This window comes from Pseudomonas sp. WS 5059 (assembly GCF_012985525.1).
GTDB lineage: Bacteria > Pseudomonadota > Gammaproteobacteria > Pseudomonadales > Pseudomonadaceae > Aquipseudomonas.
Map to the genome: position 1 here is coordinate 597051 of NZ_JAAQWO010000003.1, position 19306 is coordinate 616356.

Annotated in this window: 14 protein-coding genes; 10 read left to right on the plus strand and 4 right to left on the minus strand. The window is 61.5% G+C overall.

All coding sequences use genetic code 11. The annotated features are described in order from the left end of the window. The first annotated feature begins 151 nt into the window (after positions 1 to 151). The 6 genes from HBO12_RS11690 (at position 152) to etfB (ending at position 7934) form a co-directional block, all read left to right on the plus strand. Entirely contained in the window at positions 152 to 1129 is a 978-nt protein-coding gene (locus HBO12_RS11690; RefSeq protein WP_169953689.1) for a dipeptidase, read from the plus strand. A gap of 69 nt (positions 1130 to 1198) precedes the next feature. Continuing rightward, positions 1199 to 1729: a DUF5943 domain-containing protein gene (locus HBO12_RS11695; protein ID WP_169953691.1), complete on the plus strand. Its 531-nt coding sequence runs from the start codon at positions 1199 to 1201 to the stop codon at positions 1727 to 1729. A 15-nt stretch (positions 1730 to 1744) separates the two neighbouring features. Beyond that, the gene (dgcA, locus tag HBO12_RS11700; protein WP_170042189.1) at positions 1745 to 3805 is read left to right on the plus strand and encodes a dimethylglycine demethylation protein DgcA; all 2061 of its coding nucleotides are present in this window, start codon (positions 1745 to 1747) and stop codon (positions 3803 to 3805) included. 185 nt (positions 3806 to 3990) lie between these two features. Continuing rightward, positions 3991 to 5928, plus strand: coding sequence for a dimethylglycine demethylation protein DgcB (dgcB, locus tag HBO12_RS11705; protein WP_170042190.1), 1938 nt, complete (start codon positions 3991 to 3993; stop codon positions 5926 to 5928). Next, on the plus strand, positions 5928 to 7148 hold the full coding sequence (etfA, locus tag HBO12_RS11710; RefSeq protein ID WP_170042191.1) for an electron transfer flavoprotein subunit alpha: 1221 nt from the start codon (positions 5928 to 5930) through the stop codon (positions 7146 to 7148). The genes dgcB and etfA overlap by 1 nt, the downstream gene beginning before the upstream one ends. A 15-nt stretch (positions 7149 to 7163) precedes the next feature. Continuing rightward, positions 7164 to 7934, plus strand: coding sequence for an electron transfer flavoprotein subunit beta (etfB, locus tag HBO12_RS11715; protein ID WP_170042192.1), 771 nt, complete (start codon positions 7164 to 7166; stop codon positions 7932 to 7934). A gap of 854 nt (positions 7935 to 8788) precedes the next feature. Here etfB and gbcA read toward each other — a convergent pair. Beyond that, positions 8789 to 10084: a glycine-betaine demethylase subunit GbcA gene (gene gbcA / locus HBO12_RS11720; protein WP_169953701.1), complete on the minus strand. Its 1296-nt coding sequence runs from the start codon at positions 10082 to 10084 to the stop codon at positions 8789 to 8791. 281 nt (positions 10085 to 10365) lie between these two features. Here gbcA and gbcB point away from each other — a divergent pair, with 281 nt between their 5' ends. Then, positions 10366 to 11466 (plus strand): glycine-betaine demethylase subunit GbcB, encoded by a 1101-nt coding sequence (gbcB, locus tag HBO12_RS11725; RefSeq protein WP_169953703.1) that lies wholly within the window; start codon positions 10366 to 10368, stop codon positions 11464 to 11466. 60 nt (positions 11467 to 11526) lie between these two features. Here the strand turns inward: gbcB and HBO12_RS11730 are convergent, their stop codons facing one another. Together HBO12_RS11730 and HBO12_RS11735 are read right to left on the minus strand one after the other, a co-directional pair. After that, on the minus strand, positions 11527 to 12342 hold the full coding sequence (locus HBO12_RS11730; RefSeq protein ID WP_170042193.1) for a nitrilase-related carbon-nitrogen hydrolase: 816 nt from the start codon (positions 12340 to 12342) through the stop codon (positions 11527 to 11529). Beyond that, entirely contained in the window at positions 12339 to 13784 is a 1446-nt protein-coding gene (locus HBO12_RS11735) for a purine-cytosine permease family protein (protein ID WP_169953708.1), read from the minus strand. Before HBO12_RS11735 ends, HBO12_RS11730 begins: the two co-directional genes overlap by 4 nt. 263 nt (positions 13785 to 14047) lie before the next feature. Here HBO12_RS11735 and HBO12_RS11740 point away from each other — a divergent pair, with 263 nt between their 5' ends. Beyond that, the gene (locus tag HBO12_RS11740) at positions 14048 to 15862 is read left to right on the plus strand and encodes a flavin monoamine oxidase family protein (RefSeq protein ID WP_170042194.1); all 1815 of its coding nucleotides are present in this window, start codon (positions 14048 to 14050) and stop codon (positions 15860 to 15862) included. Between the two features lie 70 nt (positions 15863 to 15932). Here the strand turns inward: HBO12_RS11740 and HBO12_RS11745 are convergent, their stop codons facing one another. Next, positions 15933 to 16973, minus strand: coding sequence for a threonine aldolase family protein (locus HBO12_RS11745; protein WP_170042195.1), 1041 nt, complete (start codon positions 16971 to 16973; stop codon positions 15933 to 15935). Between the two features lie 90 nt (positions 16974 to 17063). On the opposite strand from HBO12_RS11745, the gene HBO12_RS11750 reads away from it, so the two are divergent. Then, on the plus strand, positions 17064 to 17792 hold the full coding sequence (locus HBO12_RS11750; protein WP_170042196.1) for a TraX family protein: 729 nt from the start codon (positions 17064 to 17066) through the stop codon (positions 17790 to 17792). Positions 17793 to 18039: 247 nt separating this feature from the next. Beyond that, a complete protein-coding gene (locus HBO12_RS11755; RefSeq protein ID WP_029296971.1) occupies positions 18040 to 19293 on the plus strand; it encodes a serine hydroxymethyltransferase in 1254 nt (417 codons plus the stop codon). Positions 19294 to 19306 lie beyond the last annotated feature (13 nt).

Below are 19306 nucleotides of genomic sequence, written 5' to 3' on the forward strand. Positions count from 1 at the left end.
AGACACCTGCGTGCACCCTTTGTCGTGGATTGACGCTTTCGGCAATTCCCCTGTCGTTTTTGCACCCGGCTCTGTCAGCCCCTGGGCATATGCTGGCCCCAAAGCGCCGGCAGACGATTCGGCGCATGAATCGCCAATAAGGGGACGCCTGATGAGCCCAGCCGAACTGCACGCCGACAGCATCGTTATCGACGGGCTGATCATTGCCAAGTGGAACCGCGACCTGTTCGAGGACATGCGCAAGGGTGGCCTGACCGCCGCCAACTGCACGGTGTCGGTGTGGGAAGGCTTCCAGGCCACCATCAATAACATCGTGGCCAGCCAGACCCTGATCCGCGAGAACAGCGACCTGGTGATCCCGGTGAAGACCACCGCCGACATCCGCCGCGCCAAGGAGCAGGGCAAGACCGGCATCATCTTCGGCTTCCAGAATGCCCATGCCTTTGAGGACCAGCTCGGCTACGTCGAGATCTTCAAGCAGCTCGGCGTCGGTGTGGTGCAGATGTGCTACAACACCCAGAACCTGGTGGGCACCGGCTGCTACGAGCGTGACGGCGGCCTGTCGGGCTTCGGGCGTGAGATCGTTGCTGAGATGAACCGTGTCGGGATCATGTGCGACCTGTCCCACGTCGGCTCCAAGACATCCGAAGAAGTCATCCTCGAATCGAAGAAACCGGTGTGCTACTCCCATTGCCTGCCGTCCGGCCTGAAAGAGCATCCGCGCAACAAGTCCGATGCAGAACTCAAGTTCATTGCCGACCACGGCGGGTTTGTCGGCGTGACCATGTTTGCGCCGTTCCTGGCCAAGGGCATCGACTCGACCATCGACGACTACGCCGAAGCCATCGAGTACACCATGAACATCGTCGGCGAAGACGCCATCGGCATCGGCACCGACTTCACCCAGGGCCATGGCCAGGATTTCTTCGAAATGCTGACCCATGACAAGGGCTACGCCCGCCGTCTGACCAGCTTCGGCAAGATCATCAACCCGCTGGGCATCCGCACCGTGGGCGAGTTCCCCAACCTGACCGAGACCCTGCTCAAGCGCGGCCACAGCGAGCGCGTGGTGCGCAAGATCATGGGCGAGAACTGGGTCAACGTTCTCAAGGACGTCTGGGGCGAATAAGCCCTGCATTCTTTCCCGCTGCCATCCGTGCAGCGGGCACCAAACCGAATTTTCTGGAGTTGAGTTTCCATGGCCAAGATCGCCCCGCAATTGCCTATCGAAGTCGACAGCGAAACCGGTGTCTGGACTTCCGACGCCCTGCCGATGCTGTACGTGCCGCGCCATTTCTTCGTCAACAACCACATGGGTATCGAAGAGGTCCTGGGCGCTGACGCCTACGCCGAAATCCTCTACAAGGCCGGCTACAAGTCCGCCTGGCACTGGTGTGAAAAAGAAGCAGAATGCCACGGCCTGGAAGGCGTCGCGGTGTTCGAACACTACATGAAGCGCCTGTCGCAGCGCGGCTGGGGCCTGTTCAAGATCCAGGACATCGACCTCGATAAAGGCACCGCCAGCGTCACCCTCGAACACTCGGCCTTCGTCTATGTGTACGGCAAGGTCGGGCGCAAGGTCGACTACATGTTCACCGGCTGGTTTGCCGGTGCCATGGACCAGATTCTGCAAGCGCGCGGCAGCAACATCCGCACCGTCGCCGAACAAGTCTACGGAGGCTCCGAAGAGGGCCACGACGACGGTCTGTTCACCGTCAAGCCGTTGTAAGCCGAGGACCGTGCCATGGCTTTCGAAGCAATGTTTGCGCCGATCCAGATCGGCAAACTGACCATCCGTAACCGCGTGCTCAGTACCGCCCACGCCGAGGTGTATGCCACCGACGGCGGGATGACCACCGAGCGCTACATCAGGTATTACGAAGAGAAAGCCAAGGGCGGCATTGGCCTGGCGATCTGTGGCGGCTCCTCGGTGGTGGCGATCGACAGCCCGCAGGAGTGGTGGAGTTCGGTGAACCTGTCCACCGACCGCATCATCCCGCACTTCCAGAACCTGGCTGACGCGATGCACAAGCATGGCGCCAAGATCATGATCCAGATTACCCACATGGGGCGCCGCTCGCGTTGGGACGGCTTCAACTGGCCGACCCTGATGTCACCCTCGGGCGTGCGTGAGCCGGTGCACCGTGCGACCTGCAAGACCATCGAGCCGGAAGAAATCTGGCGGGTGATCGGCAACTACGCCAGCGCCGCAGGCCGGGCCAAGGCCGGAGGCCTGGATGGCGTGGAACTGTCGGCGGTGCACCAGCACATGATCGACCAGTTCTGGAGCCCACGGGTCAACAAACGCACCGATGAATGGGGCGGCAGCTTTGAAAACCGCATGCGTTTCGGCCTGGAAGTGCTCAAGGCTGTGCGTGCGGAGGTCGGCCCGGACTTTTGCGTGGGTATCCGTTTGTGCGGGGATGAATTCCACCCGGACGGCCTGTCCCACGAGGACATGAAACAGATCGCCAAGTACTACGACGACACCGGCATGCTCGACTTCATCGGCGTGGTCGGCTCAGGTTGCGACACCCACAACACCCTGGCCAACGTGATCCCCAACATGAGTTATCCACCGGAGCCGTTCCTGCACCTGGCGGCCGGGATCAAGGAAGTGGTCAAGTCCCCGGTGCTGCACGCGCAGAACATCAAGGACCCGAACCAGGCCACGCGCATTCTCGAAGGCGGCTATGTGGACATGGTCGGCATGACCCGCGCGCACATGGCCGACCCGCACCTGATCGCCAAGATCAAGATGGGCCAGATCGACCAGATCAAGCAGTGCGTCGGCGCCAACTATTGCATCGACCGCCAGTACCAGGGCCTGGACGTGCTGTGTATCCAGAACGCGGCAACCTCCCGTGAATACATGGGCGTGCCGCACATCATCGAAAAATCCACCGGGCCCAAGCGCAAAGTGGTGGTGGTCGGTGCCGGCCCGGCCGGGATGGAAGCGGCGCGGGTCGCTGCCGAGCGCGGCCACGAGGTGACTCTGTTCGAGAAAAAAGACTTTATCGGCGGGCAGATCACCACGGCGTCCAAGGCGCCGCAGCGCGACCAGATCGCCGGTATCACCCGCTGGTTCCAGCTGGAACTGGCGCGGCTGAACGTCGACCTGCGCCTGGGCGTGGCGGCGGATGCCGCGACCATTCTCGACCTGCGCCCCGATGTGGTGGTGCTGGCGGTGGGCGGGCATCCGTTCATCGAGCAGAACGAACACTGGGGCGCGGCAGAAGGCCTGGTGGTCAGCAGCTGGGACGTGCTCGACGGCAAGGTGGCGCCGGGCAAGAACGTGCTGGTGTACGACACCATCTGCGAATTCACCGGTATGTCGGTGGCCGACTTTTTGGCCGACAAGGGCTGCCAGGTCGAGATCGTCACCGACGACATCAAGCCTGGCGTGGCCATCGGCGGTACGTCATTCCCGACCTACTACCGCAGCATGTATCCCAAGGAAGTGATCATGACCGGCGACATGATGCTGGAGAAAGTCTACCGCGAGGGCGACAAGCTGATAGCCGTGCTGGAGAACGAATACACCGGCGCCAAGGAAGAACGGGTGGTGGACCAGGTGGTGGTGGAGAACGGCGTGCGTCCGGACGAAGAAATCTACTACGCCCTCAAGCAAGGGGCGCGCAACAAGGGGCAGATGGACGTCGAGGCGCTGTTCGCGATCAAGCCGCAACCGTGCCTGAGCGAGCCGGGGGAAGGGTACTTGCTGTTCCGCATCGGTGACTGTGTGGCCCAGCGCAATACCCACGCTGCGATCTACGACGCCCTGCGCTTGTGCAAGGATTTCTGACCCAACACCGAACCAATGTGGACTCGGTCAAAAATGTGGGAGCTGCTTTATGTAGGAGCCGGGCTTGCCCGCGATGCAGGCAACTCGGTCTCGAGTGAGACCTGGGTGATGCCATCGCAGGCAAGCCAGCTCCCACATTGAGCCGGGTCCCACGCGAGACTTGCGTGGTCTGTGGGAGCTTCACCATGTTGAACACCTTGCTTCCTATTCTTTTGTTCGCAGCGATAGGCCTGGCCGTCCTCGGTGCTGTGCGCCGGATGAACATGTGGCGCCGGGGCCGTGCTGCCAAGGTCGACCTGCTGGGCGGCCTGCTGGCCATGCCCAAGCGCTATATGGTCGACCTGCACCACGTGGTCGCCCGCGACAAATACATCGCCAACACCCACGTCGCCACGGCCCTGGGCTTTGTGCTGTCGGCATTGCTGGCGATCCTGGTGCACGGCTTCGGCCTGCATAACCGCATCCTCGGCTACGCCTTGCTGCTGGCGTCGGTGCTGATGTTTGTCGGCGCCACCTTCGTCTATCTGCGCCGGCGCAACCCGCCGTCGCGGCTGTCGAAAGGCCCGTGGATGCGCCTGCCGAAAAGCCTGATGGCGTTCTCGGTGAGCTTCTTCCTGTTGACCTTGCCGGTGGCCGGGCTCCTGCCCGCCGACTTCGGTGGCTGGCTGCTGGCCGTACTGCTTGGTGTGGGCGTGCTGTGGGGTGTGTCGGAACTGTTCTTCGGCATGACCTGGGGCGGCCCGATGAAACACGCCTTTGCCGGCGCCCTGCACCTGGCCTGGCACCGCCGCGCCGAACGCTTTGGCGGGGGCCGCTCTACCGGCTTGAAGCCGCTGGACCTGAGCGACAAGAGCGCGCCCCTGGGCGTGGAAAAACCCAAGAATTTCACCTGGAACCAACTGCTGGGCTTCGACGCCTGCGTACAGTGCGGCAAGTGCGAGGCCGCGTGCCCGGCGTTTGCCGCCGGCCAGCCGCTGAACCCGAAAAAACTGATCCAGGACATGGTGGTCGGCCTGGCCGGCGGCACCGATGCCAAGTTCGCCGGCAGCCCTTACCCGGGCAAGGCCATCGGCGAACACAGCGGCAACCCGCACCAACCGATCGTCAATGGCCTGGTGGATGCCGAGACATTATGGTCCTGCACCACCTGTCGTGCCTGCGTCGAAGAATGCCCGATGATGATCGAGCACGTAGATGCCATCGTCGATATGCGCCGCCACCTGACCCTGGAAAAAGGCGCGACCCCGAACAAGGGCGCCGAAGTCCTGGAGAACCTGATCGCCACCGACAACCCTGGCGGGTTTGCCCCGGGTGGGCGGATGAACTGGGCGGCGGACTTGAACCTGCCGCTGCTCGGCGATAAAGGCAGCACCGACGTGCTGTTCTGGGTCGGCGACGGCGCCTTCGACATGCGTAACCAGCGCACCCTGCGCGCCTTCGTCAAAGTGCTGAAGGCGGCGAAGGTCGACTTCGCCGTACTGGGCCTTGAGGAGCGTGACAGCGGCGACGTGGCCCGGCGTCTGGGCGATGAGGCAACGTTCCAACTGCTGGCCGCGCGCAATATCCAGACCCTGGCCAAGTACCGCTTCCAGCGCATCGTCACCTGCGATCCCCATAGCTTCCATGTGCTGAAAAACGAATACGGCGCCTTCGACGGCAACTACCGGGTGCAGCACCACAGCACCTACATGGCCGAGCTGATCGACGCAGGCCTGCTGAACCTGGACCAGCACAAAGGCAACAGCGTGACCTACCACGACCCGTGCTACCTGGGCCGCTATAACGGTGAGTACGAGGCACCGCGCCAAGTGCTGCGGGCGCTGGGGATCGAGGTCAAGGAGATGCAACGTTCGGGGTTCCGTTCCCGTTGTTGCGGTGGCGGTGGCGGCGCGCCGATCACCGATATTCCCGGTAAGCAGCGCATCCCCGACATGCGCATGGAAGACATCCGCGAGACCGGCGCCGAACTGGTGGCCGTGGGTTGTCCACAGTGCACGGCGATGCTCGAAGGGGTGGTCGAACCCCGCCCACTGATCAAGGACATTGCCGAGTTGGTGGCGGACGCCTTGCTCGAAGAGGCTGTACCGGCCAAGAACACGCGTGTACCAGCGGAGGTCCACTGATGAGCGACATTATCCGCCGCGACCCACGGGCCGAATGGATCGCCCGCAACCGCTTGCACCCGCTGCATGCGGCGATGCAACCGGAACAGCACAGCTGGATGGGGCCTAACGGCATCCTCCGTAAAAACGTGCATGGCATAGGTTTTATCGGGCCCAACGGCATCAAGCGTATCGACCGCAGCGGCGCCCAGCAGGGCGGTGCGACCAAACGTACGGCAGCGGCGCAAGTGCAGTTGCCGTTGCACCAGGTGCCAGCCCCGGCGTTCTACATCAACGTGGTGCCGGACATGGTCGGCGGCCGCCTGAGCAGCCACGACCGCGACTTGCTCGGCCTGGCGCGGCAACTGGCCGGCAGCGACGGCGCGGTGCTGGCGGTGGTGTTTGGCGAGCATAAGGAAAGTGCCTTCGACACGGCCGGCGTGGACCGCCTGCTGGTGCTCGACGGGCACGAATTCGACGGTTATTCACCGGAGCAGCGGGTCCATGGCCTGCGGGCTGTGGATAACCAGTTCAGCCCGCGTCATTGGCTGCTGCCCGACAGCCGCAGTGGCGGTGGCGAACTGGGGCGGCGCTTTGCCGCCAGCCTCAAGGAACGCCCGGCCACCCGGGTGTGGCAGATCAAGGGCTCTGAGTGCATCGGCCGTGCCGGCGCAGGCCGGGAAGACCTGGCGCGCGCGCTGCCACGGCTGATCCTGGCTGCTGTGGAATGCGCCGATCCGGTCAGCGATACGCGTCACGAAGTGTTGCCTGTGGAGTTATCCACAGCCCTGGCGCGCAGCTTGCCGCGTATCGAGGATTTGGGCGCGGTGGCGGTGGATCCCGGTGCGATTCCCATGGCCGAGGCCGAGTTTATTTTCTCCGGTGGCAACGGGGTCAAGGATTGGCACCTGTTCCACCAGACCGCCGCTGCCCTGGGCGCCACCGAAGGTGCGTCGCGGGTGGCGGTGGACGATGGTTTTATGGCCCGTGATCGCCAGGTCGGCGCCAGTGGTATCTGGGTCACCGCGCGGGTGTATGTGGCGGTGGGGATCTCCGGGGCGATCCAGCACCTGCAAGGCATCGGGGCCTGCGACAAGGTGGTGGCGATCAACCTCGATCCGGGTTGCGACATGATCAAGCGCGCCGACCTGTCGGTAATCGGCGACAGCGGTGACATTCTCCGGGCCTTGATTGCAGCGGTCCAGGCCCACCGCAACGGCGCCAAGCGCGATGCGGCTTAAACAAAGGATATGGCCATGACCACCCATGTAATCAGCCTGGTATCCATAGGCGCCCACCCGACCTCCGGCCGGCCGCGTCGTGCCGAACAGGATGCCCGCGCCGTCGAGCTGGGGCTGCAACTGGCTGGGGATAACCTGCAAGTCCTGCATGCCGGCGACATCGCCGAACCGACCCTGCGCGCCTACCTGGGCATGGGGCTGGCGCAGTTGCACGTGCTGGAACAACCGGCTGGCGCCGATGCCTTGCCGGTACTCGGTGACTACCTGCGGGACGCTGGCGCCCAGGTGGTGCTCTCCGGCAGCCAGGCCGAAACCGGCGAAGGCTCGGGCATGTTGCCGTTCCTGTTGGCCGAGCAACTGGGCTGGCCGCTGATCGTCGGCCTGGCCCAGGTAGAGTCCATCGACAGCGGCGTGGCCCTTGTGCTGCAAGCGCTGCCTCGCGGGCAGCGGCGGCGCCTGAAGGTGCGCCTGCCCTTTTTGGCCACGGTGGATAACGCCGCGCCCAAGCCTCGGCAAAGCGCCTACGGCCCGGCCCAGCGTGGCGTGCTGCAGGAGCACGACGTGCAGGTGGTGGACGATGAGTTATTCACAGGCGCCGTGCTGCAACCGGCCAAGCCTCGGCCCAAGCGACTCAAGGTGATCAAGGCCAAGAGCGGCGCCGACCGCATGAAAGCTGCCACGGCCAAGGCCAGTGGTGGCGGTGGGCAGGTGCTCAAGGGGGTGAGCCCTGAGGCGGGTGCCGAGGCGATTCTCAAGCTGTTGGTCGAAGAGGGCGTGGTGCGCTGACCCTGTAGGAGCTGGCTTGCCTGCGATGGCGTCACCTGGGTGTAACTGAAAAACCGCGGTGCCTGCATCGCAGGCAAGCCAGCTCCTACAGGGTTTGCGGTGTTACCCACAATCCCTGTTAGCCCAGCTGTGGATAACCTGTTCGCGGCTGTCCACACCCCATGTAAATCAAGCCCTGTAGCCCTCTGTACGAAAAACAACCAACCTAAGCGACGGTTTTTACTGGGCTTTTTCTGTGGATAAGGAAAAAGCTCGGCTCATAGTTGCCCCCAAAGTCTGTTGGTGCTTCTGTGGATAAGATGTTCGCTACCCGCTACAGGCCATGTGAATAGAGGCTTGCAGTGAGTTGGTTGAAATATGATCAATATCGCCATTTCAATCGGTTTACGCGCGTAAAGCCTCGATTTTGCTCGGTTGCAGGCGGTTTTCCACAGAATGGCCGAAGTTGCCCCCAAAGTCTGTTGGCGCTTCTGTGGATAAGGTGTTTGCGATCCGCTACAGGCCATATAAAACGTGGCTTGTACGCTTCTGATTAAAAAATGATCAATGTTCGATCAAACCCGCTGCTTTGAATAAGTCACGGATTTTCTTGGTTTTATTTCAAGGAGATAAGGCAGTTGCCCACAATTACTGTGGGTGGCTTTGTGGATAAGTTGTTGGGGGATGGCTGGAGGGCAGGGTAATAGCGGGCTGGAGGCGCGATGATTAATTTCTGACCAGATGAGTAACCAAATGTAGGAGCGGGCTTGCCCGCGATTACGGTGGGTCAGCCAACAAATCTGTGACTGATACACCGCTATCGCGGGCAAGCCCGCTCCCACACAAGCCCCACAGTTTGATCTCTGGTGTGTCCGTTATTCGTGAGCGGCGACACCTTTAAGGTACGGCGCCGGCGCCGCTCCCAGGTTGTTCAACATGCGCTCGCTGTACCAGTCCACAAAGTTCACCACACCAAACTCATAGGTCTTGGAGTACGGCCCCGGCTGGTAAGCGGTGGAGTTGATCCCGCGCTGGTTCTCTTCGGCCAGGCGCCGGTCCTGGTCGTTGGTGGCGTCCCACACCTGGCGCATGCGGTCGACGTCATAGTCCACGCCTTCCACGGCGTCCTTGTGGACAATCCATTTGGTGGTGACCATGGTTTCCTGGGCGCTGATCGGCCACACGGTAAACACAATGATGTGATCGCCCATGCAGTGGTTCCACGAGTGGGGCAGGTGCAGGATGCGCATCGAGCCCAGGTCGGGGTTCTTGATCCGGCCCATCAGTTTCTTGCAGCCCTGCTTGCCATCCAGGGTCATGGACACGGTGCCCTTGAGCAACGGCATGCGCACGATGCGGTTACGCAGGCCGAAGCTAGCGTGGGCGTAAGGGATCTTCTCGGCGTCCCAGGCGGCGGCGGAGGCGGCGACATGGTCCTTGAAGGCCTGGTCGGCCCGTGGGTCGGTGACGTCGTCCCATTCCAGCAGGGTTTTCAGCAGTTCGGGGTGCGAGGCGTTGCAGTGGTAGCACTCGCGGTTGTTTTCCAGCACCAGTTTCCAGTTGGCTTTTTCGAACAAGGTGGTCTGGATCGCCACCTTGGTGTTCTCCATGTCGTAGGGTTCCATGTAGTGGTTCAGCGTCGACAAAAAGTCATCGATGGCCGGCGGGTTCTCGGCCAGGCTGATGAAGATGTAGCCGCCGGCGGTCTTCACGTTCACCGGTTTGAGGCCGTACTGCTTCATGTCGAAGTCAGCGCCCATCTCGGTGCCGGCGAACAGCAGGCGCCCGTCCAGTTCGTAGGTCCACTGGTGGTAATGGCATACGAGCTTGGCGACCTTGCCCTTGTCGCTGGTGCACAAGCGCGAGCCGCGGTGGCGGCAGACGTTGTGGAAGGCATGCACCACGCCCTCGGCGCCACGGATCACGATGATCGGGTTCTTGCCGATCTGCAGGGTCAGGTAGTTGCCCTTGCTGGGGATCTCGCAGGTCATGCCGGCGATCAACCATTCCTTCTGGAAGATCTCCTGCATGTCGATATCGAACAGGCGCTGGTCAGAGTAAAACGGCTGTGGCAGTGAAAAAGTGCGCTCGCGCTCCTGCAGCATTTGCGCGGTGGCCTTGCGTGCGGGTTCCAGCGGATCGCCCAAGCTCAAGGTTGCGGTGACGTCCATCGTGTGTGTCCTCAAGGCCATTCTGTGTGGCCGCGATAAGTGGCTAATCAGGTTTGCAGCAAGGCGTAAAGAAAGCGTCGTTGTTGGCTGCGAGTGTGGGCCCGGCGCTGCCCGCAACCTTGTCCATTAACGACATGGCCCACTCTGTTCCCGACGCGCAACCCCAGTGGTATGGGGGCTGGTCGCGATAAGTATGCGAATGTCGCAGATAGGTAAATGGCAGGTTGCGGCCTTACGCAGAATCGCCAGCATCAAGCCGAACTACGGCCGTGGAGAACAGCATGTCCAACAGCTTCCTGAATCCTGTCACCACCCAGACCTGGGCCAATGGTCGGCACATCGTCCGTTGCGTCAAAGTCATCCAGGAAACCTGGGATGTGCGCACCTTCTGCTTTATGGCCGACCAGCCGATCCTGTTCTTTTTCAAGCCGGGGCAGTTCGTCACCCTGGAGCTGGAAATCGACGGCCAGCCGATCATGCGCTCGTACACCATCTCCAGCTCGCCGTCGGTGCCCTACAGCTTCTCGGTGACGATCAAGCGCGTGCCCGGTGGCAAGGTTTCCAACTGGCTGCACGACACCCTGCACGAAGGCCAGGAACTGGCAGTACACGGGCCGGTCGGGCTGTTCAACGCCATCGACTTCAGCAACCCCAAGGTGCTGTACCTGAGCGGCGGCGTGGGGATCACCCCGGTGATGTCCATGGCGCGCTGGTATTACGACACCAACGCCAATGTCGACATGGTGTTCGTGCACAGCGCCCGGTCACCCAAAGACATCATCTACCACCGCGAGCTGGAGCATATGGCCTCGCGCATCGACAACTTCAGCCTGCACCTGATCTGCGAGAAGCACGGCCTGGGCGAACCGTGGGCCGGATATCGGGGCTACCTCAACCAGAAAATGCTCGAACTGATGGTGCCGGACTTCCTTGAGCGCGAAGTGTTCTGCTGCGGCCCTACGCCCTATATGAACGCGGTCAAGCGCCTGCTGGAAGCCAATGGCTTTGACATGACCCGCTACCACGAGGAGTCCTTCGGTGCGACCCCGCCAGAGGCGCGTGCCGATGCGGTGGAGCAAGCCGAACAGGCGGCCGATGCGCCAGAAATCGACCTGGCGGATTTGCACCAGGTGGAGTTCATCTCGTCGGGCAAAAGTATCCGTGTGGCCCCAGGGGAAACCGTGCATGCGGCAGCGGCCAAGCTCGGCCTGCTGATCCCCAAGGCCTGCGGCATGGGCATTTGCGGCACGTGCAAGGTGATGAAACTGGGCGGGGAAGTAGAAATGGAGCACAACGGCGGGATTACCGAGGAAGACGAAGCCGAGGGCTACATCCTGTCGTGCTGCAGCGTGCCGAAGGGCGATGTGCGGATCGAGTTCTGATAGATCGTGTGATCGTTCCCACGTGGCGCGTGGGAGCGATCAGGGGAGTTAACGGGCGGATCAGTACAACTGCGGCCGACGGTCCTGGTGCACGTGGTTGTGCTCGCTGATGAACTTGTCCCTGGCCTGGGCCAGGGGCAGGTCGGCCACCAGGCGTTGTTCGTTCTGATGTGAGACCGCCCCGGCCAATGGGTAGCCATCGGCATCGACAATGACGGATCCCCCAATCCAGTTGACCCCCCGCTCTTCGCCATGGCGATCGCATGCGGCGATAAACATCCGGTTGACCGCCGCATTGGCCTGGACCCGCACGATTTCTGCCGGTCTTTCACCGGCTGGGCGCGGGCCGTCCGGCCAGTTCACCGGCACACAGAGCAGGTCAGCCCCGGCCAGGGCGGCCAGGCGTACCCACTCCGGCAGTTCCAGGTCGTAGCAGATCATGACAGCGATCCGTCCAGCGGCGGTTTCCACCGCCGGTGGCGGTTCAGTTCCGGGGGTGAAGATCAATTTCTCGCGATCCCACAAGTGCGCCTTGCGATACACCGTCAGCCTGCCGCCCGGCTCTATCAGCGCGGCGCTGTTGGCCACCTGGCCTGCCGCCAGGCGCTCACAAAAGCCGGCCACGACAATGATGCCCAGTTCGCTCGCGAGGGTTTTCCAGCGGGTGAGTGTCGGGCCGTCCAGCTCCTCGGACACTGCCAGGGCTTCCTCCCGGTCATTGAACGCGTAGCCGCTTTGCATCAGCTCCGGCAACACCAGCACTTGCGCGCCCAGCGCCGCCGCACCGCGAATGGCCTTGGCGCTGAGTGCGCGGTTGTGTTCCACATCGGCGATACGCGGGGCGAGTTGATCACAGACGACACGTAGGGTGTTCATGGCTTACCACCTTCCAACATGGCCTCGCTGGCGGCAATGGCACGGTGTTCGGCATCGCGGTCAAGGTTGCGGCTCATCAGGCAATAGATAAGCGCGGAAACGCCCAGGCCGATCACGAAGGCGATATCGGCCCCGCCCAGCGCCACGGCGGCCGGTCCTTCATAGAAACTCAACGACATGAACGGGATCATCGACACCAGGCCCAGGCAGTACGCGACCAAGCCCGCCTTGCCCCATAGGCCATAGATGCCGGCGGGGTTGAAGATATCGCTGATGGCGTATTGGCCTTTGCGCACCAGGTAGAAGTCGGCGAGGTTGACGGCAGTCCATGGCACCAGGAAGTACAACATCAGCAGCACGAACGTGTTGAAGCTGGCCAGATAGCTGTCGGGAATGCTCAAGGCGATCAGGAAAATGATCACTGCCACCAGGCCGATGCCAATGACCCGGCTCTTGAGGCGCGGCTGGATCTTCACGAAACCGTCGATGGCACTGATGCCGGTCAGCATCGCGCCATAGCAATTGACCGCCATGATGCCAATCAGCGCCGGCACCGCGATTAGCACGGTCAAGGTGCCGAAGCCAGGAATCACCTGGTTGCCCACCGTGCGCACGCTGGCGATGGCATCGGGCGAGGGCAGGGCCGAGGCCAGGAACGCGCCCAGGGACATCAGCCATAGGGCCGAGCCGGCAGCCCCCAGGTAGGTCCAGAAAATCACCCGGCGCGAGGGGGTTTGATGGGGCAGGTAGCGCGAGTAGTCCGATACATACACGGCGTAGCTGATCTGATAACCGGCAGCGGCGCTGAGCTGGATCAGGAACGCCGACCAGGAGAAATGCGCCTCGGCCACTGCGGCATCGGCCGACAGGCTCATCAGGGCGGCAACGGTCAGCACTGCGAATACGCTGATCATCACGTAGGTCAGCCAGCGTTGCACAGTGTGCAGCAGGTCATGGCCGATCACGGCAATCATCACCGCGAGGATGATCATCAACGCATACCACGGCGCCCGGCTGCCCGGCAGCACCGTGTTGATGGCGTCGGTGGCGAGAATCACGTTGAACACATTGAAGCCGATGTACACAAAGATCACCGCCACAAACGGCACGATAGCGCCGCGCAGCCCGAACTGGGCCCGTGACTGGATCATCTGCGGCAAGCCCATGCGCGGGCCCTGGTTGGCGTGGAAGGCCATGGCAAAGGTGCCCAGGCCCACGCCGATGACAATCGCCAGGATCGCGTAGACCAGGCTCAAGCCCAGTGCGGCGCCGGTGAACCCGGTGACCATGGTGGTGAGGACGAAGTTGCCGGTGAACCAGAAGGGTCCCTGATGCCAGACTTTGCCGTGCCGTTCGTTGCGCGGCACATAGTCAATGGAACGGGTCTCGATTTTTGGGCGAGGGGCGACGCAGGGAACCGTCTTGTCAGATAGGGCGTTCATAGATTCACGGCTTGTTTTTATAGTGAGTGCCGCAGCATCGGGCAACTGATGGCCCGATTAAATCCTGATCTATAAATAATCACTTCAGACTTTCCTTAAGTAATGGCTTTTGCGCGTGGGGGGCGATGGAGCCGTTCTTTCTTATTGCAAAGCGATCTAATTGTGGCGAGGACGGTCTACTAGGCTGGCTCTTAGTCTCGTCGCATTCGCCTTTAGCCTTGTAGTAGAGGGTGGACATTTACCCAACCTGCAAGGACGCCATCATGTCTGCGATTCCCTCCCGCTCCCAAGGTGCTCAGCGGCTTTTGAACAAAAATGTCACGGCGCTGATTCCTGACTTTCCGTTTCATTACGCCCGCTATTTATGGCAGGCCGCGATCCTTAAAAAGCCCCTGGCCCAAGTTGCCGCGCAGCATCTTGGCGAGCAGGTGTTGATCGTCGGTGCCGGCATGTCCGGGCTGGTGGCAGCCTACGAGGCGATGCGCATGGGCCTGCATCCGATAGTGGTGGAAGCTTCGGGGCGTATTGGCGGGCGGCTCTATTCCCATGTGCTGGGTGATCGCAACGACCCACAAGGCCGGGTGATCTGTGAACTGGGGGCGATGCGCTTCCCCAAGTCCGGCAAGGCGTTGATGCACTACTTTGCCAAGGTCGGGATGAGCGCCAACTCGGCGGATTTCCCTAACCCCGGCTCGCCCGCCGCCCCCAGTACCCTCGTCGATTACGAGAACGAGCAGACCTACTACGAACGCAATGACCTGCCGCAAAAATACAGGCGAATCGAAGATATGTTCTTCGGCGAATTCCTTGAACAAGACCCGATCCGGTTCACCGACATGGAAAACGCGATGCAGGAAACTGCAGTGGACCAAGGTGAAATCAAAGCGATCTGGAATACGATCCTCAGGGCGGGCTGGGATGACCTGAGTTTCTATGCCGCCATGGTCGAGCAAGCCAAGTGGAGCCGCGAAGACATTGACCTGTTTGGCCAGATAGGCTTCGGCACTGGCGGCTGGAACACCGACTATCCGAACTGTTTCCTGGAAGTGTTGCGGGTGTTGTACACCGGCCTGGATACCAACCACACGTTGATGTATGACGGCTCCAGCGAGCTGCCCCTGCGCCTATGGAGCCGCACGCCGGCTTCGTTCGGCGACACCCAGGTCCATTGGCCGGCAGGCACGACGGTGGAGAGTTTGACGCGGCGGGAGATTGCTGACCCCCTCAACCAGGAAGTCCGGCAGATCCACCGCCTGGCCGATGGCACGTTCGATGTGTACCTGCATGACAACAAACAGGGTGGAGACACCCTGCGTAACTTTAAAAGTGTGATTTATACGCCTCACGTGCGGGTGCTCGACAAGTTCCGCTATATGGATGGCAAAGAGCGCTTTACGCCGATGAGCAACTTACTGCCCCAGGCTACCTGGGAAGCGGTGATGTATACCCATTACATGCAATCGGCAAAGATCTTCGCCAACACTCGACGGCCGTTTTGGAATGATGTCGAGAATGGTCGCTACAAGATGAGTGTGACCTTGTCGGACCGCCTTACCCGTGGCACCTATCTGCTGGACTATGCCCCAAGCAACGGGGTGAACAAGGGCAGCGGCATGTTTCTCTCATATACCTGGAACGATGACAGCCTGAAGTTCCTTGGCGACCGCAGCGCGCCGTTGCCGTCTCATGTCGATTTGTGTACGACCTTACTCGATACGGTGTATGCCGACACGCAACTAAACCTGGCGGCCGAGTTCGGCATGGTTGACCCTTTTATCGAGATCAACTGGGAAAATGAGCCGTTCTACCTGTGTGCCTTCAAGATGAACCTGCCGGGGCAGTATGAGTATCAAAGACTGCTGTTTTCCCAGTTCATGAGTGGTGTAAAGGAGGGCGCGCCGGACGGTTTCATTCTGTCTGGAGATGATATTTCCTGGACCGGGGGCTGGGCCGAGGGCGGGGTGACGACGGCGTTGAATGCGGTGAACAAGTTGGCGGTCAAGTTTGGCGGTGGGACGATCGAACACAATCCCGGGCCGATTGATCAGTGGGACGCATTACAACCCCTCCAGTTGTAGGCAACAACGTGCCGGCGATGGCGCCCTCAGGGTCGCCATCGCCGGCACGCCGGCTACTTCGGGGGGGAGATCAGGCTCCCATCACCTCACGAATATCCGCCGCCAGTTCTCGTACCCGCTCTTCCTCGGTATCCCACGCACACATGAAGCGCGCGCCGCCCTTGCCGATGAAGGTGTAGAAGCGCCAGCCCTTGGCCGTCAGCGCGGCGATGGCCGGCTCCGAGAGTTGCAGGAATACGCCGTTGGCCTGTACCGGGAACATCAATTCCACGCCGGGAATATCCGCCACCAGGCTGCTGAGCAACTGGGCGCAGTGGTTGGCGTGGCGTGCATGTTTGAGCCAGGCGTTGTTTTCCAGCAGGCCGACCCACGGGGCTGACAAAAAGCGCATTTTCGACGCCAACTGGCCGGCCTGTTTGCAGCGGTAGTCGAAGTCTTCCGCCAGCTTGTGATTGAAGAACAGGATCGCTTCACCCACTGCCATGCCGTTCTTGGTGCCGCCAAAGCACAGCACATCCACACCGGCTTTCCAGGTCAGGTCGGCAGGTGAGCAGCCGAGGAACGCGCAGGCGTTGGAGAAACGCGCACCGTCCATGTGCAGGTTCAGCCCCAGTTCCTTGCAGGTGACGCTGATGGCGCGGATTTCTTGCGGGGTGTACACGCTGCCCACTTCGGTGGCCTGGGTCAGGGTCACGACGCGCGGCTTGGGGTAGTGGATGTCCTGGCGCTTGAGGGCGATCTCGCGGATGGATTCGGGGGTCAGCTTGCCGTTTTCGGTGCGCGCGGTGAGCAGCTTGGAGCCGTTGGAGAAAAACTCCGGTGCGCCACATTCGTCGGTCTCGACGTGGGCGGTTTCCGAGCAAATCACGCTATGGTAGCTCTGGCACAAGGAAGACAGGGCCAGGGAGTTGGCCGCTGTTCCGTTGAAGGCGAAGAACACTTCACAGTCGGTTTCGAACAGTTTGCGGAAACCGTCGGCAGCACGATGGGTCCATTCATCGTCGCCATAGGCGCGTTGATGGCCCTGGTTGGCGAGTTCCATGGCGGCCCAGGCTTCCGGACAGATCCCGGAATAGTTGTCGCTGGCAAATTGTTGGCTCTTGTCGGTCATGGCCTGTTCCTGTGGTCGATGTTGGTGCGCACTTTAACCAAGAATATCCGGCGGGCGCACGCACTGTTAATGCAAAGTCTCTGGGGAATTATGCACGGTACTGAAACGATTCCTTTGCAGCGCGGGCGCGATGGCGCTCTGGACCTGCTCAAATGGCTGGCGCTATTGAGCATGGTGCTCGACCACCTGCGCTATGTCGGTTTAAGCCTCGATGGCCTGTACGTGCCGGGGCGCCTGGCGTTCCCGTGGTTTTGCCTGGCGATTGCGGCCAATTTGCAGCGGGTCCGGGATGCGCCGGTCAGCGGGCAATGGCGTTACCTGGGCTGGTTGCTGCTGTTCAGCGTGATCAGCGAGGTGCCGTATCGGATGTTTATCGACGATGCCGATACATTGAACGTGCTGCCGACCCTGGCGCTGGGGCTGCTGGTTGCCAGGGGATGGCAGCAGAAGACGAATTTTGACCGCGGATTGGCGCTGATCGCGCTGTTGATCGCCGGTACGTTCTCGGCGCAACTGATGTTCGGCTTTTTTGGTGTATTACTGCCGCTGGCGATGTTGCTGGTGTTCAGTCGCCCCTGGTATTTCAGCGTGTTGCCGGGGTTGGTGTGTGTAGCTGCCAATCAATGGCAGGTCTTACTCAATAGCGGCAATCTCGTCGCGATGCTCGGGTTGGCCGCATGCCTGATTGCGCCATTGGTCGGATTGGTCTTGTTGCGACATGCCCAAGGCGCCTCGCCCCCGGCCATGCGCCGCTGGGCCTACGCTCTCTATCCCCTGCATTTCCTGCTGCTGCTACTCGTGCGCCAGATCATCGCCTAATCCTTGTGGGAGCTGGCTTGCCTGCGATGCGAGCAGCGCGGTGTGTCAGCAAAATCGCGGTGCTGCCATCGCAGGCAAGCCAGCTCCCACACAAGCGTTCCCACATTTGTTCAGTGTTGTTGCCGCCATGTCGTAAACGCACCTTTGCGTGGCGTGCGTAGGCATTTGACCTGCCTGCGCCAGCCCTACCATCGCATCAAAGGGCCCTGCACGGGCCTCAACAATACGAAAGGCTGGGAGAGACGCGATGTTCAGCAAACAAGACCAGATCCAGGGCTATGACGACGCACTGCTGGCGGCCATGAATGCCGAGGAGCAGCGCCAGGAAGATCATATCGAGCTGATCGCGTCGGAGAACTACACCAGCAAGCGCGTGATGCAGGCCCAGGGCAGCGGCCTGACCAACAAATACGCCGAAGGCTACCCTGGCAAGCGCTACTACGGCGGCTGCGAGCATGTGGATAAAGTCGAGGCCCTGGCCATCGAGCGCGCCAAGCAACTGTTCGGCGCCGATTACGCCAACGTGCAGCCGCACTCCGGTTCGTCGGCCAACAGCGCGGTATACCTGGCGCTGATCAATGCCGGTGACACCATCCTCGGCATGAGCCTGGCCCACGGCGGCCACCTGACCCACGGCGCCAAGGTGTCGTCCTCGGGCAAGCTGTACAACGCGGTGCAGTACGGCATCAACACCGACACCGGCCTGATCGACTACGACGAAGTCGAGCGCCTGGCCGTGGAACACAAACCGAAGATGGTCGTCGCTGGCTTCTCTGCCTACTCCAAGACCCTGGATTTCCCACGCTTTCGTCAGATTGCCGACAAGGTCGGCGCGCTTCTGTTCGTCGACATGGCCCACGTCGCCGGCCTGGTGGCCGCTGGCCTGTACCCGAACCCGCTGCCCTACGCCGATGTGGTCACCACCACCACCCACAAAACCCTGCGCGGTCCGCGGGGTGGCCTGATCCTGGCCAAGTCCAACGAAGAGATTGAGAAAAAACTCAACTCCGCGGTGTTCCCCGGCGCACAGGGTGGCCCGCTGATGCACGTGATCGCGGGCAAGGCTGTGTGCTTCAAGGAGGCGATGGAGCCAGGCTTCAAAGCCTATCAACAGCAGGTGATCGACAACGCCCAGGCCATGGCCAGCGTGTTTATCAAGCGTGGCTACGATGTAGTCTCCGGCGGCACCGATAACCACCTGTTCCTGGTCAGCCTGATCCGCCAGGGCCTCACCGGCAAGGACGCAGATGCCGCCCTCGGTCGCGCCCACATCACCGTCAACAAGAACGCGGTGCCCAACGACCCGCAGTCGCCGTTCGTGACCTCGGGCCTGCGCATCGGCACCCCGGCGGTGACCACCCGTGGCTTCAAGGTGGCGCAATGTGTGGAGCTGGCCGGCTGGATCTGCGACATCCTCGACAACCTCGGCGATGCCGACGTCGAGGCCAACGTGGCCAAGCACGTGTCTGCCCTGTGCGCGGATTTCCCGGTTTATCGCTGAGCGCGGTTTTGGA

Excerpts from the sequence above, each read along its gene's own strand:
- HBO12_RS11690 (WP_169953689.1), top strand. The coding sequence starts at position 152 with ATGAGCCCAGCCGAACTGCACGCCGACAGCATCGTTATCGACGGGCTG.
- HBO12_RS11695 (WP_169953691.1), top strand. The coding sequence starts at position 1,199 with ATGGCCAAGATCGCCCCGCAATTGCCTATCGAAGTCGACAGCGAAACC.
- dgcA (WP_170042189.1), top strand. The coding sequence starts at position 1,745 with ATGGCTTTCGAAGCAATGTTTGCGCCGATCCAGATCGGCAAACTGACC.
- dgcB (WP_170042190.1), top strand. The coding sequence starts at position 3,991 with ATGTTGAACACCTTGCTTCCTATTCTTTTGTTCGCAGCGATAGGCCTG.
- etfA (WP_170042191.1), top strand. The coding sequence starts at position 5,928 with ATGAGCGACATTATCCGCCGCGACCCACGGGCCGAATGGATCGCCCGC.
- etfB (WP_170042192.1), top strand. The coding sequence starts at position 7,164 with ATGACCACCCATGTAATCAGCCTGGTATCCATAGGCGCCCACCCGACC.
- gbcA (WP_169953701.1), bottom strand. The coding sequence starts at position 10,084 with ATGGACGTCACCGCAACCTTGAGCTTGGGCGATCCGCTGGAACCCGCA.
- gbcB (WP_169953703.1), top strand. The coding sequence starts at position 10,366 with ATGTCCAACAGCTTCCTGAATCCTGTCACCACCCAGACCTGGGCCAAT.
- HBO12_RS11730 (WP_170042193.1), bottom strand. The coding sequence starts at position 12,342 with ATGAACACCCTACGTGTCGTCTGTGATCAACTCGCCCCGCGTATCGCC.
- HBO12_RS11735 (WP_169953708.1), bottom strand. The coding sequence starts at position 13,784 with ATGAACGCCCTATCTGACAAGACGGTTCCCTGCGTCGCCCCTCGCCCA.
- HBO12_RS11740 (WP_170042194.1), top strand. The coding sequence starts at position 14,048 with ATGTCTGCGATTCCCTCCCGCTCCCAAGGTGCTCAGCGGCTTTTGAAC.
- HBO12_RS11745 (WP_170042195.1), bottom strand. The coding sequence starts at position 16,973 with ATGACCGACAAGAGCCAACAATTTGCCAGCGACAACTATTCCGGGATC.
- HBO12_RS11750 (WP_170042196.1), top strand. The coding sequence starts at position 17,064 with ATGCACGGTACTGAAACGATTCCTTTGCAGCGCGGGCGCGATGGCGCT.
- HBO12_RS11755 (WP_029296971.1), top strand. The coding sequence starts at position 18,040 with ATGTTCAGCAAACAAGACCAGATCCAGGGCTATGACGACGCACTGCTG.